Raw genomic sequence first — 17,714 nt, forward strand, 5'->3', positions numbered from 1 at the left:
GGAGCACACCATGACCACCACCCGACCCGGCCCGGCACGCCCCGGCCAGACACGCACGCCCCGCACGTCGACGCCCGCGCGCCACTCCTCCCGGCTCCACCCCTCGACTCGCCCACCCCGCTCCGGCGCCCGACGCGCGAGCCGCCCACGTCACGAGCGTTACCCCGGCGAGCCGCGCGGGCGGTACCTGAGCCTCGGTGCCGGGGTGCAGAGCCTGACCGCGTTCCTGCTCGCCTGCGAAGGGCGGATCCCGCGTTTCGACGCGGCCTTGTTCGCCGACACGGGCTGGGAACCCAAGCAGGTCTACGCCCAGCTGGACACCGCCCGCCGGATCGGCGCACAGGCCGGACTCCCGGTTCGCACCGTGTCCGTGGGCCACATCCGGGACGACGCGCTCAACTCGACCGCGCGTTTTGTCACCATGCCGTTGTTCGTCAAGAACCCTGACGGGTCACGGGGAATGGCGCGTCGACAATGCACCGGCGAGTACAAGCTCAAACCGCTCAAGAAGGCGATCCGGGAGATCCTTGGCTATCCACACCCGCTGCGGGTGCCGCGCGGCGTGTTCGTCGACCAGGCCATCGGTATCTCCACCGACGAAGTCCACCGCGCCAAGGACTCCGACGTGAATTACACCCGCAACATCTTCCCTCTGCTCGACCTCGGGATGTCGCGTTCGGACTGCCAGACCTACCTGCGCGAGCACGGCCTCGGTGATGTCGTGAAAAGCGCCTGTATCGGGTGCCCGTACTCCGGCAACTCCCGGCTGCGCTACATCCGTGACACCGACTCGCGGGCCTGGGCCGAACTCGTCGAGTTCGACAAAGCCATCCGCCACGGCAGTCCCCGCGCGATCGCCGAGGGAAAACCGTTGCGCGGCCAGTTCTTCATCCACCGCTCCCTCCTGCCGCTGCACGAGGTCGACCTCGATGCCACCCGCGGGCGCCCCAGCGCCGAGGAAGACGATCCCGACGGCTGCTCCCCGTTCTCCTGCCGCAGCGGTACCGACGCGACCGCGCCGGTGCCGTAGGGCCTGTCGCCCGCGCCGGGGCCTGACAGCGCCGCCAGCCAGCGTTCCGGGCGTTCCCGCGCCACACGGTGCCGGGCTCCCATCGCGGCCGATTACCGGCCACGCACGAGAAACCCCTTCCCTGCCGCCGAAAATCCACCGTTGTCGCCTCATCGCGAGGAGGTTGCTATGCACGACCTCGATCGTCCCCACCCCGACGCCACCGACTCGACAGCCGGGGCCGCGTCGTCACCGGCGTGGTCGCGCGAGCGGCTCGCCGAACTCGGAGTGACCACCGACTTGATGACCGCCGCCCGGATACTCGGCATCGGCCGCACCACCGCCTACACACTCGCCCGCACCGGAACCTTCCCCGTGCCGGCGGTCCGTGTCGGCCGCAGCTACCGCATCGCGGTCGCGCCACTGGTCGAGCTTCTCGGGCTGGACAAAGAGCCTCATGCCTGACGCTTCCCCTCTGCGCGTACCAGAGCGTCGATGGCCGTTGTCCGAACGCGACACCCACGGATTGCGCGAAAGGAAAATCCGCGATGACCAAACGTACTTTCAAAGGCAGCACCTACAAGCGCTGCACTTGCACCCAGCCCGGAACCAAGAAACAACTCGGCTCCCAATGCCCGAAACTCAAGCGCGCCAACGGGATGTGGCGCTCCAACCACGGAACCTGGTCGTATCAAGCCGAACTTCCCAAACGCCACGACAAGACTCGCCGCACCCGCAGGCGACACGGATTCGCCTCGCAGACCGACGCGCAGAACCAGCTGGACAAGATCGCCGACCTCGTCGAGCTTGGGGAACGACGCGGCGACACCACACTCGCCACGATCGGCGACCTGATCGATAACCGGCTGCGCACCGGTGAACCCTTCCCCACGCCGGAGGAAGTCGCCAAACAACTCGACGCGGGCAACACCAGCCTCGGCGCCATGCCCACCGTCGGCGAATGGCTGACCAGCTGGATCACCACGCGCAAGAAGATCCGCGAAGGAACCCGGATCGCCTACCAGTTCCACATCACCAACTGGCTGACCCCGCACCTGGGCCACTACCCGCTCGACGCGCTCACCGTCGACCACATCTCGCGCATGTTCGACGCGATGGACGAACGCAACGACACCATCACCGCCGCCAGGAACAGCGACGACCCCGAGATCCGTAAGGGCGTGCGCGGCCTGCGGATCATCGGCGCGGCCACCATGCAGCGTTACCGCGCCACCCTGCGCACCGCGCTCAACGCCGCCATCCGCGCCCAGAAGATCACCTTCAACCCCGCCACCTACGTCGAGCTGCCCTCCGGGCGCCGCCCGAAAGCCTTGCTGTGGACACCGGACCGCGTCGAGCGGTGGCAGCGCACCGGGGAGAAGCCCTCGCGGGTCATGGTGTGGACACCCGAGCAGACCGGCACGTTCCTCGACCACGCCGAGGGCCACCCCTACTACGCCTTGTTCCACCTCATCGCCTACCGGGGATTGCGGCGCGGTGAAGCCTGCGGACTGCCGTGGTGGAACATCGACCTCCCCAACCGGTCGATCACCATCTCCACCTCGCTCGTGCAGCTCGGGTGGCGGACCGAGTTCGGCGAACCCAAGAGCGACGCCTCCGGCCGCATCGTCGCCCTCGACGAAGCCAGCACCCTGGTGCTGCGGCGGCAGAAGAAACACCAGAAGCAACTGCGCGCGGCGGCTGGGGACGCGTGGGTCGAGCACGAACTGGTGTGCACCGAAGCCGACGGCAGCCCGCTGCACCCGGCCAAGCTCACCGACGCCTTCCACGTCATCGCCGACGCCGCCGAGCTGCCTCCCGTACGCCTGCACGACCTGCGCCACGGCGCCGCCACCCTCATGCTCGCCGCCGGAGCCGACCTCAAAGTGGTACAGGAACTGCTCGGCCACTCCACCATCGCGATCACCGCCGACACCTACACCCACGTCCTGCCCGAACTCGCCCGCGAGACCGCCGAAGCCGCCGCGTCCATCGTCCCGCGCAACCAGCGACGCAACCGCCCCAACGTCGCCTGAAGCACCACCGGAATGCCGTGAAACAAAGAAAAACCGGGGCGTGTCCATCCACAATGGATGAACACGCCCCGGTCTTCTCAGTGCTATAACGTGTTTTCAACAGTGTCGAGGCGCCGATCCGCGTGCCCGTTGGTCTGTCGGGAAAGGAGCGTCGCGCGGTGGAGCCACACACCAGATGTGGTGCTGCGGTGGCACCCAGGGAGTGGTGCCCCTGTCCCCGAAGGCCGCGCAGCGCATTCTCTTCGAACGGAGGAGAGCGCGGGCCGAGACCGTACTCTCGGAGTTCGAGTTGACGGCACCGGTGAACATGGCGACACCCCCTGTTTCACCGACCTGGTCATGCTGACCGAACGCGCGATCGCGGCGTTCACCGCGCGGCGAGCGGTCCAGCTCACCTACCGATCCCGGGTGAGCACGTCACGCACGCACGGGAACTGCGCCCCGGCGCCCACCCCGCGACGGGCTGGCCTGCCTGCGCGCCGAGGCACTGCCCCTGGCACGTCGGCGCGGGGGCTGGTGCTGTCTGGCCGCCTGGACTCCGCCACCCTCGCGACCGCGGCGCACCGAGCCGGAGCCTCCCCGCGTTGCGGACCTTCGGGCTCCTTGTCGAGGGAGCCCTCGGCACCGAGCAGCTCGTCGTCGCGCCGCGATCGCTGAGCATGTCGGTGCGACCGACGACGTCCTGGGGGCGCACTAGCATGTCCCGTTTCCGCGCCGGGCAACACCTGGCGGACGCCAAAAAGTAGCTTCGTCCACTCGCTACGCAGTGCTAGAACGCCTGCCCGGCCTACGTACGCGGTCGCGGGCTCGGGACGGGGTACAGCAGAGCCAGGCTCCCGACGGCGCATTCGGGACAGATCCGCAGGTTCACAGGACGGCGCGTGCTCAGTGAGTCAAGTACGAGCTGGCCGTCGTGCAGGTGCCGGGTGCACACGGAGACATCGGTGCCGAGCAGGGCGGTGTGGGCCCGTTCGCGGTAGTAGGGGCTGACGCCCCATTGCAGGGTGATCATCGCGAATTCCGTCGGATTTTCGCGGCGATCTCGTTGTAGCTGAGGTAGGCGGTGTCGATCGCGGTGTCGGAGAGCGGGTCGAGCCCGATATCGGCGCGCGCGAGGTTGACTTCGGCTGGGCGACGCAGCGGGTAGAGGTGCTCAGCTTCGGTGCCGATCCGTACTCGCTGGGTGCCGTAACGCTGCGGTCGCCGGTGATCGATCGCGACCTGATCGGACAGGTAGGCCAGATCGCGTGGCGCGGCATCGCGATTGGCGACTGCGGCGCGCAGCTTGGGCAGCCAGCAGGCTCGGTATGGCGCGGGCGCGTGCTGGGCCAGCACCCACGCGGCGTGCGCGCCGTCGACACCGACAGCGCGGCGGCCGGGCCAGCCGTACACCGCCACGATGGGCGCGAACCAGCGCACGTTGTCCGCGTCGACGCGGTGCACGTTGTCCCACTGCTCCGGTGTGGGAGCGAACGGGTCGAGCTCGGCACGGACACGCTGATCCGCGGCGGCACGTTCAACCAGCTTGCCACGCAGCGCGGCGAGCTCCGGGTCGATACTTGCCCTGTTCACGGTCGTCCTCCTGCCAGCGCCGCCGATCCGGACGTGGTCAGCGTGAGCGGCCGGTAGGCGTCGCCCCCGTCGGTGAACAGCTCGTCGTCGTGACGACGCAGCGGTCCGCGCGCAGCCCGGCGCAACGCCCACCAAGACGTAAGGTCGACCCCGGCTTCATCCGCGCGGCTGGTCGCTCCTGTTGTCGCTTCGGCGGTCTCGAACGAGGTTGCGGGTGTCATGGTTCTCCGATCGAGCCGGGCGGCATTGAGGCGGCTAGTGCGCGGGTGGTGGCCAGCAGTGCGGCTTGGGCGGGCAGATCGGCCCGGGTGGGCCAGTCGACCCAGCGCCACAGATCCAGCGCCTCGGTCTCCGGCGACGGCAGCACCACCAAGGCGTTGTCGCCGACGACGCTGACGCCGATCGGCACTAGCGCGGCCATGTGCTCCAGCGTCGCGCTGCCCGGCCCGCTCAGGAACGTCCACCGTTGCCCGCCGGGATGCGCCAGCGCCGGGGCGGGCATGGCCCGCACCCGTAGGCTCGGCGCGACCTTCCGGCCCAGCGCAGCGGGCATCGTCACCGCGCCGAGCAGCCCGCCGAGGCGCAGCACGATCCGGTTGTCGTCCACGAGCTGGGCGGGAAGCCCGCAGGTGGCCAAGTAGTACTCGCACCAGCGCGCTGGGGTGTCCCCGGCCGAGGCCGGGGGTCCGAAGCAGACAACGGACATGCCCATCAGTCCCTTCGTGTTCCGGCGTTCAGCGCGGCCCGCGCGCTGCTGTGGTCGGGCAAGGACCAGCCGGTCTGATCCGGGTTGATCCGCCAGCGCGAGATCCACGACAGCACCCGGCTCGGCGGCAGCAGCAGGCATCCCTCGCGTACCGATCGCGGAGGTCGACTCGCGGGAGCCCCTCGACCGGGGGCGTGGTCAACGATCAGGTGCCAGCGCGGGCCCGGCCCAACCAAGATCGGACCGAGGCATCCGGCCTCCCGCAGGACCGCTTCGGTCCGGCTATCGCCAGGACCGAGATCGATCGCACCCACCGCGCCCGGACACAGGAGAATGGGCCACGGCCGATCCGTCCACGCCTCGAACGCCTCCTCCTTGGACAGGGGCCCTCCCCGGCACACCAGATCGGCTTCCTCGAGCAGAGACCGGGCGTCGGAGGCGTCCGTCCCCGGGTACGGAGCCCGGGCACCAGGGCAGATGAGCCAGCCGTGCGCGGCGTAGTCGGTCGCGGCGCACCGCATCTCCGTCAGTTCACCCGCCGGATACGGATGCGTGCTCAACACCGTGCATCACCCGGATCCGACGCTGATGTGGGCGACTCGTCTGCGGGCGAAGTTTCATCGCTCGCCACCGTGGGGGTGAACCAGTCGTGGAATTCCGTCAGCGTGCGGCGTGGCTCGTCGGTGTCCCACCGATTGAGACCTTCGAGCACCTGCTCGAACAACACGGTGCGCTCGCACACCTCATCATCCGGCGGAGAGGGAGTGGGCTCGGCGGCGGACTTGGTCGACGAGCCGAGGCTGGGCAGCGGCTCGGGCACGCGAGCGTCGTCGAGGGCGTGCCGGCTCACGAGAGCGCCTGTCCCCGCGCGACCTGTTCCAGCAACGCGACGACCGCGCTGCACGGTGGCAGAAGCTGGTTCCGGCCGGGTGGCACCACCCACTCGCCGTCCCCCGGGCCCGTCCTCGCCCCTCCGCAGAGCTTTGGCGGCAGCGGAAGCTGCGCACCTTCCGGCAACAGCCGCACGTTGGCTCGCACCAACGACTCCGGCAACACGAAAGCGGCCCGCCGATGCGATGCGGTCAGTACCGCCCACCGCCCAGGCCCGCGCCGCAGGACAGGGCCCCGAAGGCAACCCGCTGCCGACTCAGCCACCACCGGCCGCGCCAGCTCCACCGGTATCTCGAGGACATCGACGGCTTTCCCCACGGTCACCGCACGGCCCCCTGCGCCATGCGACGAACTCCGGTGAAGCCGCCAACGCACTGCTTTCGTGGCTCCCGGAATCACGCCGCCTCCGACGTGGCCACGGGTGTCGACGCAAGCGCGTGGCGACCGCTGGGCTCACCCTCGTCGTCCTCACCGAGAATGACTCGAACCCGGCCTGTAGCCATCACCGAGTGCCGCCCAGCTGGAACTGCGCGATGCGGCGTGGGCACAGCACCAGGATGGCTCCGGGGCGCTGGAACTCCTTCTCGCGCGGGCTCATCGAGTCGCGCATGCAGTTCGATGGCCCCTCGCAACGCCGCACGCAAGCGACCCGCCGCCAGTGGATCGAACACCGCGAAATCGGAGCCGTCGATGGTGAGCCGTGGGCCGTGCTCGGCGATCGAAACCTGCAGGTACGACCTGCGGCCGTCGCGATCGCGGCACGGCACTGTCCACGCACTCCGCAGAGGCTTCCAGCCAGCTTTGACCAGCAAAGTCAGGAGCTTGTGTCGATTACGTGTCTTACTCATGCTCGTCACCCACCTTCCGCGCCAGCGGCAGCTCTTGGTGCGTCGCCGCGCTTCGTCCGGCTGTCGGCCTTCGCGAATGCATCCACAGTCACGGGAATACCGAGCTTCGCAGCCAGATTATCCAGATAATTATCTGGCAAATATAGCCCATCTGGGTGTTCTTATCGAGCAAGGTGGGTATCCTCTTGGAACATGCCTCCGAGGCATCCGGCAGAGAGGATCATCAGTTGGCGAAGCGAAACGCCTCAGGCACGCTGAGAGCGTGGGAGCTGGGTGTTCGGCTCCGTCGGGCCCGCGGCGAGCTGGGGCTGACGGCCGCCGCGGTGGCGAAGCGAGTCGGGATCGCACCGAGCAACTTCTCGGCGATCGAAGCCGGTAAGCGCCGCGTGACCGCCAGCAATCTGGCGCAGCTCGCCAAGGCTTACGAACTCGATGACGCTGACCGCAAGCTACTCGAAAGCCTGCGCGTTGAGGCAGAGCAGCGGAACTGGTGGCACGACTACGGGGAGCTGTACAGCGAGGAGTTTCTCCGCTTCCTCGGGCTGGAAGCCGGTGCCAGCGCCGTGCGCGAGTGGGCTCCCATTTACGTCGCGGGGCTATTGCAGACCAATGAGTACGCTCGCGCGACGATCCGTGCTGGGAGTCCGTACATCAAAGCCGTGGACGTCGGCCCTCGGCTGGAAACCAGGCTGGCTCGCCAAGCCCTGCTCGACGATGGACTGAACATGGACGTGGTACTCACCGAAGGCGCGCTGCGTCAGCAAGTCGGAGGGCCCGCCGTGATGTGCCGCCAGCTTGACCACCTCACCGAGGTGATCACCCGGCCGAACAGCACCGTCAGGGTGCGGGTGGTGAACTACGAAGCTGGAGCGCACGCGCTGACCGGCGGGCCGCTGAGCCTGTTGAGCTTCGACAACGCGCTGCTGCCCGATCTCATCTGGCAGGAAACCGCGATCACCGGCAACCTCATCGACCGAGTACAGGTCATCCGCGAATTCAAAGCCAGCTTCGAAGACGTCTTCGGCTCGGAGGACACCTCCAACTCGGTTGCGCTCAACGACACCGAGTCGCTCACCCTGATTCAACAGATCCGCCACGAAATGGAGGCCGCAGCGTGACCACAGATCTGAGTAACCGCGCCTACCCGCGCACGGGCTGGTTCAAGTCCAGCTTCAGCCCTTCGCAAGGTGGCTGCGTCGAAGTTCGTTTCGAAGCTTCCATCGTCCTGGTCCGTGACACAAAAGACCTGGGTAAGGGCCCCGTGCTCACCGTCGACATCGCCGCGTGGCCCGGCTTCCTCGCCGAGGTCACCGGCACGGCACCTCCGGGTAGTAACGACGCCCTGCGCATCGAACACCAGGCTGACGGTGGCGTGTGCCTGCACGCCACCGACGGCTCCGCACTCACCTACACAACGGTTGAGTGGACCGCGTTCATCGAAGGCGCCATCGTCGGCCAGTTCACACTCCAACCAGCGGCGTAGTCGCTCACGAGCTGAACCACCGCAAGTACGCCATTCGCACCACCTCCGTTCCGCCCGAGATCGACTGAAAAGTCCATCCACCAGCACACACGGCGAGGCGCGATCGCAAAAGACCCAAGCCGTAGGCCGCTTGTAGGACTCGAACCCGGACCAGCCGATCGAACCTTGTTGCCGCCCGCGACTCGCACTGAAATCCGGCAGGAGGACGCGATGACCACCGCAGAAGACGGCCGTCTTCATCCGCTCGCCGTTGTCTTGCGCGAACGCGGGATGACGCTGGACAAGTTGGCCTCGTCCTACCGCGGAGAACTCGCGCGCCAAGGGCTGCGATCGGGTGCAGACCGCCAACTCATATGGAAGTGGAAGTCGGGCAAGAAGACACCGAGCATCGAGTCGCAGCACGTGCTGGCCACGGTGCTCGGCGTCCCTCACACTCTTGTCACAGAGCGCGGATGGCCATTCTGGGTGTGGTGCGCAACCAACACACACGGGCGACTGGTCGAACCACCATGGTCGATCACCGGGACCATGAAGGTACTTCGCTGGGTGACAGGAGATCGAGTGGATCGTCGCGGCTTTCTGGCCCTCTCGGGCGCCAGCCTGCTCGGGATTGCAACCGAGTGGGCCTCAAGCATGGCGACAGCGAAAGCAACGACGCTTGTGGCGCCTGAGGCGCGAGGAGAATGCCTCAGCCGTGAGGTTCTCGGTCGCCTAGGAAGCCGCCTCGCCGAACTCCGCCACTTGGACGATGTCTTCGGCGGCACGGATCTTCGACACCTGGCCCGCGCAGAGCTCCGCTGGCTGTCAACCCTCGCGGACACGGCGACATACGACGAAACTACCGGCAGAGCCCTATTCGCTCACATCACCGAAGCGGCCCGCCTATGCGGCTGGCTCCACTTCGACGTGGCACAACACGCCGCCGCGCAGGAGCATTACGTCACCGCGCTACGGTCCTCGGTCGAGGCGAATGCTCCCGAAGCCGGCGCCCATGTTCTCGCCTGCATGAGCTTCCAAGTGATGCTCGACGGGCACCCAAACGACGCACTCTCCCTCCTGGACACGGCTTCAGGCTTCCTCGGCCGCAGCGGTAACGCCCGTCTGAGAGCCATGATTGCCAGCCGGAAGGCGCGGGCACACGCCATCGACGGAGACGCCAGAGGCTGTGGTCATCAGCTCAACCTCGCCGAGCGATATCTCGATGCCGCCGATGCCGACCTCGACGACTCCCCGGACTGGATCTATTACTTCGACCACGCCGAACTAGACGCCCAAGCTGGCGCCAGCTGGGTGAGCTTGTCTCAGCCCGCCCGCGCGAGGCCCTTGATTGACTCCGCGCTGAGCGCCATGAGCAGCGACTACGTTCGCGACCTAACGATTTATCACACGCGCAGCGCACAAGCGTACGCCGATGTCGACGAACTCGACATGGCGTGCCGCGATTTCACCACAGCGATCGATCTCGTAACCCAAACCCAGTCAGTCCGATCAATTGAGACGATACGCGCCGGAAGAGTCAGCCTCGATCGCTACAAGGACGACCCGCGGGTAAAGAAACTTGATCGACAGCTCCAACGGATCGCTTGCTGATATGCCATATCTACAAAATCAGGTCGCCATCGTAACCGGAGCTAGCAGAGGGATTGGGCGAGAAATCACCCATCAGCTGATGGCTCGTGGAATATTCGTGTGCGCGGGTGTGCGCGACCCAAGTATCGAACGACGTGCAGTGGAGCGGCACCGCGCTACCGATCTCTATCGCGAGATCAACCTCGACGTCACCCAGCTCGATTCTGTACACAAGGCCGTTCAAGATGTTCTCAGTGTGTTCGGTCGAATTGACATTCTCGTCAACAATGCAGGGGTGTCCGACGGAGAAAACGACGCCTTGCGCCTCGATCTTGAAGTGTTCAAAGAGGTAATGGACGTGAACCTGCTGGGTGCATGGCGATTGTCTGAAGCAGTAATACCGGCGATGACCATAAATAACTACGGCCGTATCGTTAATATGTCCAGCACCCTTGGGTCATTGCATCACATGAATCGAGCGACCGAGCCGGTATACCGGATCAGCAAAGCCGCTATAAACGCCTTGACCCGCGTCTTCGCCGCGCGCTTAAGCGATACCGGAATTCTCGTCAACGCTGCTTCTCCAGGTTGGGTTAGGACTGACCTCGGCGGACCGAACGCGCCACGCTCGGTCCAGCAAGGTGCTGACACCCCGGTCTGGCTTGCCACGCTTCCCGAGGGTGGGCCGTCTGGCGGCCTCTTCTATGACCGTGCGCCACTCGAATGGTGAACCTCGGCAAAGTAGGCCCCTCGATCTAAGATTGTTCGAAGCCACCTCGGTGATCACGTCCATTCAGGCGACGGGTTGCTTCGCAGGTGAAGTTGGTTCTACGTTCTGCAGACCAGTGGACCTGGACTCAGGTCAGCTGGCACTAAAGACTCGGCCTACAAGCGGCCTACACGTTTCCTCTTCCCCTCCCGTCCACGAAGCGCAAAGATCGCAATCTCATTACCCGATCTGATCAGCCAAGAAAGCGAGCAAACCCGGCCTTCTGCTACAGATGCCGGACCGGGCGGAAGCTAACAGCAGGACACGCGATCGCGCTTGTGCGACTTCGGTGGCACTTCAGCGCGACATCGTGTGCTTAGCCTCTTTCGTCCCAGCCAGGACAAGGAAAATCTGCTTAAGGGGGAAGAGTGACGGTGCGATTACGGCTTGGATGCGACAGAATTTGGCGTGCCCGAGCGTCGTGCGAGGGTGCCGACACAGTCCACGCCTCCCTCTCTGTTCCCGTTGCCTCGTACCGCGGACACCTTTTCTGCGCAAGCTCAGGAAGGCTCTCTACGCGAGAGAACCACGTGGCGGTTGAGGCTAGGCGCGGAGGTGCGGCGGCATGTCCTCGAAACCGTCACGAATCGCAGAGGGCAGCACCGTGACGGCTTCACGGCTGCCGAGGACGTCCTCACCTCGGCTTGGCCAGATCCATCCCCCGGGGTCGGCCAGCGAGTTGGGGCGCGGGGCGGCACGACCATCTGGCAACTCGACGACTCCCCACCCCGCCGATGGTCGCGCCGTCCCATCCAGTGCGAGCGAATTCGAATCGCCACCGCTCGTTATTGTGCTGCCTGCCCGCGCGCACCCGGACACCGTTGCGGTTGCGGCCGAATACGGCGAACACGCCACTCTGGGGAGCGGGTCGCCAAGGTCAGTGTGCACCGTGCTGGTGGATACCAGCGCCGCGAAAGACGACAGGACAAGGACGGCCTTCCAGAACGCCCGGCTGTGGGGATCGCGGGTCGAGTTGACGTTGCCTGGGGCCGGGTGGGGTGCGGCGGTCGCGCGTGGCTTGCGTCACGCAGCGCAGGTCGGGGCGGAGGAGGTGGTGCTGGCCGACCCCGTGGTGCCCGCGGATCTCAACGCACCGGCCGCGGAGTCGCGGCTCGCGGTGGCGTTGCGCCAACTGCGTGAGCAGGATCGGCCGGGAGTGGTGTGCAGCCCGTTGGCCGCGCCGTGGTGGCAGCGTCTGCTGGCAATCCACGTGCTGCGGCCGTTGTGTGCGCCAACGCTGGGTTTCACGCTGGTTGACCCGCAGGCCCGCACGATCGTGATGTCCGGCGACGCCGTACCCGACGTGCTCGCACCGTCCTGGGGGTTGGTGCGCATGGGCTGGGAGCACGGGCACGGCCTGGGGCTGTTGGCTGCCGTTCGCGACGCCGGTCTGGATGTCGGGCAGACCTCGCCCCGCATTCCGCACCCGGAGGCGTTCGCCCTGTCGTTGAACCGGGATCCGGTGGATCGTGGCGAAGCGTCCGCCGTGCTGCCGATCGCGCTGCGGTTGGCGTCGGTTGCCCCCTCGGTGCGCGACGCGGCGCCGGTAATGCCGTGGGTGGCCGATCTCGGGTTGGTCCAGGGACAGCTTCCGCCGCCGGAGGTGTTCACCGCGATGCTGACGCAGTGCTCACGCGCGGCCCAGGTGGTGGCGTCACGGCCAGGAGCCGCCGCGGGCTGGCCCGAGTCGCTGCTGAACTCCTGGCATGCCGCCCGGGCGCTGCGAGCTGACATTCACGCGATCGCCGAACGGTTGTGGCTGACCTACCTGGCGCGGCTCGGGCCGTGGCTGCGCTTCGGCGCCAGCGCCGGTGGCTACGCGCTGCCCGCCCGTCATTCGGTCGCCGCGGCGGCACGCCAGTTCTTGTTGGCCACCGGAACACCGGTCGCGGCCGAGCAGAGCGCGGAGGACCTCGGCGCTGAGCGCATCGTCCCGTCGGTTCCCGGAACCGGCTGAGCGCCACGCGCGCTCGCTGATCACGTTCACCCGAAGTATCTCGAAGAGGAAGGTTCGTATGCCACGCCGACAATTCGCAGCGGACATCGCCGTGGACTGCACGACAGTCAGCGGCCGGGACTGCGCCGAGGTGTTCGCCGCCGCGGCCGAGTGGCTGGCCGACCCCGCACAGGCCGAAGTCCAGGTCTGGGGCATCGACCTCGACCAGCCCCGCCGCACCGATCGCGAATCCGACGCGAACGTCTACCTCGAACTGTTCTACCAGCGCTGCGACGGTAACCGCCGCACCATGGAGGCACACGGCGGATGAGCACGGCCACCTTCCCGGACCGCGCCGTGGAACGAGTAGCGCTGTTCGGAGCGCTCGCAAGTGCGTTCCATGGCCTGCACCTGTGGGCGGATCATTGGTTGCAGCGGCCGAAAGACGCCTGTCCTCAAAGGATTACACGGCGACGAGCTGGTGTATCCCAGCGATGGCACACCGGCTTCCGAAGTCGACGGCACGCGCGAGGACGAGGCTGCGGTGCCGGCCCGCGTCGTCGGGCGCCGCGCGGCCACGAGCCATGTGCTGACCTACGCGGCCGGGCAGCTGGTCGTCACCGAGGCCGTCGTGCGCGTCCTCGGCCTGCGGCTGCCGTGGCGTGCCCGGCTGGCCGGTGCGGTGATCAACTTCGGGACGCACTGGATCATCGACCGGCGTCGTTTCCTGCTGTGGCTGGCGAAGCGGGTCAACCACAAGGACACCTTCATCGCGTACGCGACCGTGATGCGCAAGCCCGACACCGAACCGGATGCTTCCGGGCCGGGCACCGCGCTCTACGACCTCGATCAGCGGCTGCACAAGGCCCTGGGAATCGTGGCCGCGGCGGTGGCAGCGCGCCTTGCCGTACCCGGGTCGCGTCGTCGAGTGCGAGGTGCCTGGTGCTGATCACCACCGATGTGGGCCACACCCTCGGCTCGTTCGACCGGCCGGGTACCGCGGAGGTGTTGCGAGACATCGCGCTGGCGCCGGATAGCGCGGCCGAGATCGACCGCAACATCCTGCATGTCGTTCCCGAACTCACTGACGAGGTCGCCGAGCTGGTGCGCGAGCGGTTGCTCATCAGCCCCTCCGACTGGCCCCAGATCTGGCCGACTGGTGGGTTCACCGCCTATCCAGGAACGTTGGCCGCTTTGGAACGCCTCGCGGCCCTGGCGCCGGTGGTCGTGTTGTCGAACGTCTCCTGCATCGCCGGGCCCGCCAGGATGGGTGACCTTCTCGACCAGTGCGGGCAGCACCTCGCCGGGGTCTACACCAGCTACCAGCTGCAGGCGCGTAAACCCCAGCGCCGGTGCTGGACCACGATCGCCGCCGAGTATCGGGTACCGGTTAGCGACATCGTTCACCTCGGCGATCGGGTTCCTGAAGACGTCTGGGGAGCGCTCGCCGCCGGGTGCCGGGCCGCTGTGCTCGTCAACACTCGCGACGTCCACGTGCCGGACGACGTTCATCGTGACCCGCGGATCGCCGTAGTGCCCGATCTGGCCGGCGCCGCTGAGCACGTCGCTGAGCTGGCAGGAGCACCCGCGTGAGCGTGACGATCTCTCCGATCCACGAGGAGCAAGGACACTACTGGAACGGACAATGTTTCCGTTCGCACGGCGGATGCGGGGCGGCGGTTATCGGGCAAGGTCTCCGGATTCGCCAGCAGCAGCAGTGGGGCGAACTGCCGTTCATATGCTCGTGTTATCCGCATATCTCGCGGGTGGAGAACGCGATCGTCGCCGAGGGCGACCGGGCATGGCCGCTCGATCGCGTGATCGCTGAGGAACTGCAACGCATCGCCCCCTATGCGAAAACAGCACTGCGGATGCGGCGCGCTTTCACTTCCCGGGTGATCCAGTGCGCAATCGACGAAGGCATTACCCAGTTCGTGGAGCTGGGCTCAGGGCATCTGCATACCAGCGCGGCACGCGCCGCAGTGATCGGCGCGGATGCAGGCCAGGAGCCCACGATCGTGCTCGTCGACCACGACCCGCTCGTCGTCGCATACGGGCAGGGCGACCTCGAGGACGACCCCAACGCTCGGCACCGATCGGCCATGGTGCGGGGAAACGTCTTCGCTGTCGGCAAAATGCTCACCTACCTGGCCAAGCAGAGACTGCTCGATCTCGACCAGCGCGCGTGCGTGTTGGGCGTCGACCTCTTGCACTTCGCCGAACCCGAGATCGACGGCCGCTCCGTGCCGCAGCGCCTGGCGCGACGCCTGCACCCGGGCAGCTTTGTCGCGATCACGCACCTGACGGACGAACCGCTGCTCGCGCCCGCGAACGCCGACGATCTCGTGGCTTTGCGCGCGGTCACCGCCCGCTGGTGCCGAGCACACCAGCGGTGCGTGCCTCCACACCCGCGACCTTGCAGCGTCGAGGAGTTCGCCCGGCTGGTCGCCGATCTCGATTTGCTCGACCCGGGCATCACCACGACCCGGTGCTGGCCCGAGCCGGAGGAGACCCGCCACCCCCGCGCGCCCTACACCCTGGCCGCAGTCGGACGTATTCCTGAACGCCGCCCCGACGCCAGTCGGAGGGGCGCACCATGATCCACAACGACCGGTGTGACGATGAGCCCGACCCTCCTCGTCGGTCTGTCGGCCACGCTGCTGCTGGTCATCGCGGTGCTCGCCTTGCGAGTCCGCGCCCGTCGACAGCGGCAGCGCTGGAACAACCGTCCGGACTCGGTAGCGGCCATCACCGCTCGCGTCGCGGCGGAGCGAAAACAACCGCGCCAAGTCTGGCCCACCTACGACCAGGACCTGCGGAACACCAACCCGGAAAGCGAGCAGCCGACACTGCCGCTGCCCCGTGTCCAGAGCCTACGGCCACGGCTCTACTTACGACCGACGTCGCATCCCAGGGCATCGAGCGACACCCTCGACCCGCTGCCATGCCCAGAGCAGTCGGAACATCGGAACACCGCCACAGCCCCGTTTCCCGCTGCCAGGCTCGCGAGCTTCGCTACGTCGGTCGAGCACACAAGCCAATTACCTGACAACCGCCCGTCCGGTGAGCCGATCCGCGCGAAACATGGAGTCATATCCCACTTGGAGCACCCGATTCGCATGGCCGATAACAGATCCGACGAACCGACTCGCGACCTCGCACACCCCGTTTCCGCTGTCCCGGTACGTGGAGGGTTGAGCCAGCGCCACACCACAAATCCCGCGGAGTCGGGACAGTCGCTATCGCCGCTGGACATCCAAACAGCACTGCACGACGAGACCCTGGACAGGGCGTTTCAGCAAAGGCTGCACCTTGCTCACGACCGGGACATCCTTCCTCTAGTCCCTCTCGGATACCGACTGCGAGTGCTACGGGAAGCCCGAGGACTGTCCCAGCGGGAATTGGTCCGGCGCGCGCACATAGGACGGCATCGCGTCGTTCAGGCCGAGGAGCCGTTCACAAAACCGAGAATTCCGACACTGGTACATCTGGCGGGTCCGCTCCAGGTCGATCCGATCCAGTTGGTGTTGCTCGCTGTAGACGATTTCGTTGCGCGGGGTCCCCAGTGGTCCGCGCTCAGGCTAGATTTGTCGAACCCATATTCGTATTCATTTCCCGTCAATGAGAACGTCGCGGCCATATTATTTTCCTCTGCCGAATCCGCCGACGGTCAGGCCATGCCGCTTGGTGTTCGTCTCCGGCAGGCGCGCGTGCGAGGCGGTATCACGCGGAATTCTCTGGCGAATTCCTCGCGATATAGCGAAGAACTGATCAAACATGTCGAGATTGGCCTACGAGAGATACACACCGTGCCGCTACTGGTCGGCTTCGCCGTCGGCCTGAAGGTTCCAATGGACCAGTTCGCCGCGCTGATCGTCAACGACATCCAGGCCCGGGTCATCGGCACCTCGATAACCAGCAGCGACAATCCCAGCGAGCCCTGCCGGACCGGCGTGCCGGGACACGACAAGCCCGCCCTGCGCGCGGTGACCAAACTCGACGACACCCTCGAATAGCCGGGCCCTGCCGCCGATGCCGTTCATTCACCCCAGCCGCGGGTCACCGACCTGCTCGGCCCAAGAAAATCCATTGTGGACAAAAGTCGCTGTTTTTTCAGACGGGAAAGACAACCTCCGTGAACAAGAAGATCATGTCGTTCGCAGCAGGCGTCGCGGTAAGCATCGCCGCCGCGCTGACCGCCCCGGTGACCGCAGCGGTCGCCGACACCCCGCCTCCGGTCGAGCCGATGCTTGTCGGCGGGCACCCGGCCGCGAGCGCTCCCGCCGGTATCACCTCGCTGTAGTACGACGCGCCCGCGCACGGCGCCCAGTACGTCAATCACCACACCTGCGGCGCGGCGGCGGCGTTCCGCGGCTGGGTGGTCACCGCCGCGCACCGCGTCACCGACCCGCCAGCAGGCGGGGGCAGCGGGTCCATGCCCCGGCGCTTCGCCTCCGACGCGGCGCCGATCCCGACCGCGGACAGGCATTCCACGTCCGGGTCGGCAGTCTCGATCGGCTCTCCGGCGGGGAAACCGCGACGGTGACCAAGATCGTGGTCCACCCGGGCTGGAACTGGGCCCAGGCGCGCCAAAGCGCAACGTCTCGGATATCGCCATGCTCAAACTCGACCACCTGCTCCAGCAGCCGACCCTGCCGCTGGCGCGCGAGACCGCCCGGCGGGGCGGCACGATCAGCCTCTACGGCTGGGGCGGGACCGAGCCCGATAGCACCAGCGCCGACCTGCCGCTGCACCTGCAACAACTCGACACCCACGCCACCGCGCCCTCCCGCTGCGCGGACGCGGCCATGTCCGTCGGCGAGCTGTGTGTCGACAACTCCTCGGGGACCGACGGCAGCTGCCACGGAGACTCCGGCGGACCCGCCCTGGCCACC

At 66.9% G+C, this 17,714-nt stretch carries 21 protein-coding genes and 1 pseudogene; 15 read left to right on the forward strand and 7 right to left on the reverse strand.

The genetic code is table 11. From position 1 onward, the window contains the following. The first annotated feature begins 205 nt into the window (after positions 1-205). The 3 genes from HUW46_RS22640 (at position 206) to HUW46_RS22650 (ending at position 3,045) form a co-directional block, all read left to right on the forward strand. Complete coding sequence (locus HUW46_RS22640) at positions 206-1,030, forward strand: hypothetical protein (RefSeq protein ID WP_254126450.1); 825 nt, start codon at positions 206-208, stop codon at positions 1,028-1,030. A gap of 168 nt (positions 1,031-1,198) precedes the next feature. Next, on the forward strand, positions 1,199-1,474 hold the full coding sequence (locus HUW46_RS22645) for a helix-turn-helix domain-containing protein (RefSeq protein ID WP_215549174.1): 276 nt from the start codon (positions 1,199-1,201) through the stop codon (positions 1,472-1,474). Positions 1,475-1,557: 83 nt separating this feature from the next. After that, a complete protein-coding gene (locus tag HUW46_RS22650) occupies positions 1,558-3,045 on the forward strand; it encodes a tyrosine-type recombinase/integrase (protein WP_215549175.1) in 1,488 nt (495 codons plus the stop codon). A 787-nt stretch (positions 3,046-3,832) separates the two neighbouring features. On the opposite strand, the gene HUW46_RS22655 is transcribed toward HUW46_RS22650, so the two are convergent. From HUW46_RS22655 to HUW46_RS22680, 6 genes are read right to left on the reverse strand one after another with little or no spacing between them, the layout of a single operon-like run. Next, complete coding sequence (locus HUW46_RS22655; RefSeq protein WP_215549176.1) at positions 3,833-4,057, reverse strand: hypothetical protein; 225 nt, start codon at positions 4,055-4,057, stop codon at positions 3,833-3,835. Further along, a complete protein-coding gene (locus HUW46_RS22660; protein ID WP_215549177.1) occupies positions 4,054-4,617 on the reverse strand; it encodes a DUF6624 domain-containing protein in 564 nt (187 codons plus the stop codon). Before HUW46_RS22660 ends, HUW46_RS22655 begins: the two co-directional genes overlap by 4 nt. Further along, positions 4,614-4,838: a hypothetical protein gene (locus HUW46_RS22665; RefSeq protein WP_215549178.1), complete on the reverse strand. Its 225-nt coding sequence runs from the start codon at positions 4,836-4,838 to the stop codon at positions 4,614-4,616. The genes HUW46_RS22660 and HUW46_RS22665 overlap by 4 nt, the downstream gene beginning before the upstream one ends. After that, the gene (locus HUW46_RS22670) at positions 4,835-5,329 is read right to left on the reverse strand and encodes a hypothetical protein (RefSeq protein ID WP_215549179.1); all 495 of its coding nucleotides are present in this window, start codon (positions 5,327-5,329) and stop codon (positions 4,835-4,837) included. The genes HUW46_RS22665 and HUW46_RS22670 overlap by 4 nt, the downstream gene beginning before the upstream one ends. Beyond that, on the reverse strand, positions 5,329-5,886 hold the full coding sequence (locus HUW46_RS22675; RefSeq protein ID WP_215549180.1) for a hypothetical protein: 558 nt from the start codon (positions 5,884-5,886) through the stop codon (positions 5,329-5,331). The genes HUW46_RS22670 and HUW46_RS22675 overlap by 1 nt, the downstream gene beginning before the upstream one ends. Then, positions 5,880-6,143, reverse strand: coding sequence for a hypothetical protein (locus HUW46_RS22680; RefSeq protein ID WP_215549181.1), 264 nt, complete (start codon positions 6,141-6,143; stop codon positions 5,880-5,882). Before HUW46_RS22680 ends, HUW46_RS22675 begins: the two co-directional genes overlap by 7 nt. Before the next feature lie 1,146 nt (positions 6,144-7,289). Here HUW46_RS22680 and HUW46_RS22685 point away from each other — a divergent pair. The 11 genes from HUW46_RS22685 to HUW46_RS48415 all read left to right on the forward strand — a co-directional run bounded on the left by HUW46_RS22685 (position 7,290) and on the right by HUW46_RS48415 (position 17,122). Then, on the forward strand, positions 7,290-8,180 hold the full coding sequence (locus HUW46_RS22685; RefSeq protein WP_215549182.1) for a helix-turn-helix domain-containing protein: 891 nt from the start codon (positions 7,290-7,292) through the stop codon (positions 8,178-8,180). Further along, the gene (locus HUW46_RS22690) at positions 8,177-8,545 is read left to right on the forward strand and encodes a DUF397 domain-containing protein (RefSeq protein WP_254126451.1); all 369 of its coding nucleotides are present in this window, start codon (positions 8,177-8,179) and stop codon (positions 8,543-8,545) included. Before HUW46_RS22685 ends, HUW46_RS22690 begins: the two co-directional genes overlap by 4 nt. A 210-nt stretch (positions 8,546-8,755) precedes the next feature. Beyond that, positions 8,756-10,135, forward strand: a complete 1,380-nt coding sequence (locus HUW46_RS22695; RefSeq protein ID WP_215549183.1) for a helix-turn-helix domain-containing protein — start codon at positions 8,756-8,758, stop codon at positions 10,133-10,135. Continuing rightward, positions 10,104-10,844, forward strand: coding sequence for an SDR family NAD(P)-dependent oxidoreductase (locus tag HUW46_RS22700; protein WP_254126453.1), 741 nt, complete (start codon positions 10,104-10,106; stop codon positions 10,842-10,844). Before HUW46_RS22695 ends, HUW46_RS22700 begins: the two co-directional genes overlap by 32 nt. A 928-nt stretch (positions 10,845-11,772) precedes the next feature. Further along, a complete protein-coding gene (locus HUW46_RS22705; RefSeq protein ID WP_215549184.1) occupies positions 11,773-12,840 on the forward strand; it encodes a hypothetical protein in 1,068 nt (355 codons plus the stop codon). Positions 12,841-12,898: 58 nt separating this feature from the next. Next, complete coding sequence (locus tag HUW46_RS22710) at positions 12,899-13,150, forward strand: hypothetical protein (protein WP_215549185.1); 252 nt, start codon at positions 12,899-12,901, stop codon at positions 13,148-13,150. Positions 13,151-13,210: 60 nt separating this feature from the next. Further along, a complete protein-coding gene (locus HUW46_RS22715; protein WP_215549186.1) occupies positions 13,211-13,768 on the forward strand; it encodes a hypothetical protein in 558 nt (185 codons plus the stop codon). Continuing rightward, positions 13,762-14,412 carry an HAD family hydrolase gene (locus HUW46_RS22720; protein WP_215549187.1) on the forward strand — a complete coding sequence of 217 codons (651 nt, stop codon included), beginning with the start codon at positions 13,762-13,764 and terminating at the stop codon, positions 14,410-14,412. The genes HUW46_RS22715 and HUW46_RS22720 overlap by 7 nt, the downstream gene beginning before the upstream one ends. After that, on the forward strand, positions 14,409-15,419 hold the full coding sequence (locus HUW46_RS22725) for an SAM-dependent methyltransferase (RefSeq protein ID WP_215549188.1): 1,011 nt from the start codon (positions 14,409-14,411) through the stop codon (positions 15,417-15,419). The genes HUW46_RS22720 and HUW46_RS22725 overlap by 4 nt, the downstream gene beginning before the upstream one ends. 21 nt (positions 15,420-15,440) lie before the next feature. Continuing rightward, positions 15,441-16,835 (forward strand): helix-turn-helix domain-containing protein, encoded by a 1,395-nt coding sequence (locus HUW46_RS22730; protein ID WP_215549189.1) that lies wholly within the window; start codon positions 15,441-15,443, stop codon positions 16,833-16,835. A gap of 119 nt (positions 16,836-16,954) precedes the next feature. Continuing rightward, complete coding sequence (locus HUW46_RS48415; protein WP_254126455.1) at positions 16,955-17,122, forward strand: hypothetical protein; 168 nt, start codon at positions 16,955-16,957, stop codon at positions 17,120-17,122. A gap of 35 nt (positions 17,123-17,157) precedes the next feature. Here the strand turns inward: HUW46_RS48415 and HUW46_RS48420 are convergent, their stop codons facing one another. Next, a complete protein-coding gene (locus tag HUW46_RS48420) occupies positions 17,158-17,382 on the reverse strand; it encodes a hypothetical protein (protein ID WP_254126456.1) in 225 nt (74 codons plus the stop codon). A gap of 53 nt (positions 17,383-17,435) precedes the next feature. On the opposite strand from HUW46_RS48420, the pseudogene HUW46_RS48425 reads away from it, so the two are divergent. Then, positions 17,436-17,693 (forward strand): annotated as a pseudogene (locus HUW46_RS48425) (trypsin-like serine protease); the annotation flags it as partial. Positions 17,694-17,714: the final 21 nt, after the last annotated feature.

Origin of the sequence: Amycolatopsis sp. CA-230715, assembly GCF_018736145.1 — a bacterium.
In the GTDB taxonomy this organism is placed as follows: domain Bacteria; phylum Actinomycetota; class Actinomycetes; order Mycobacteriales; family Pseudonocardiaceae; genus Amycolatopsis.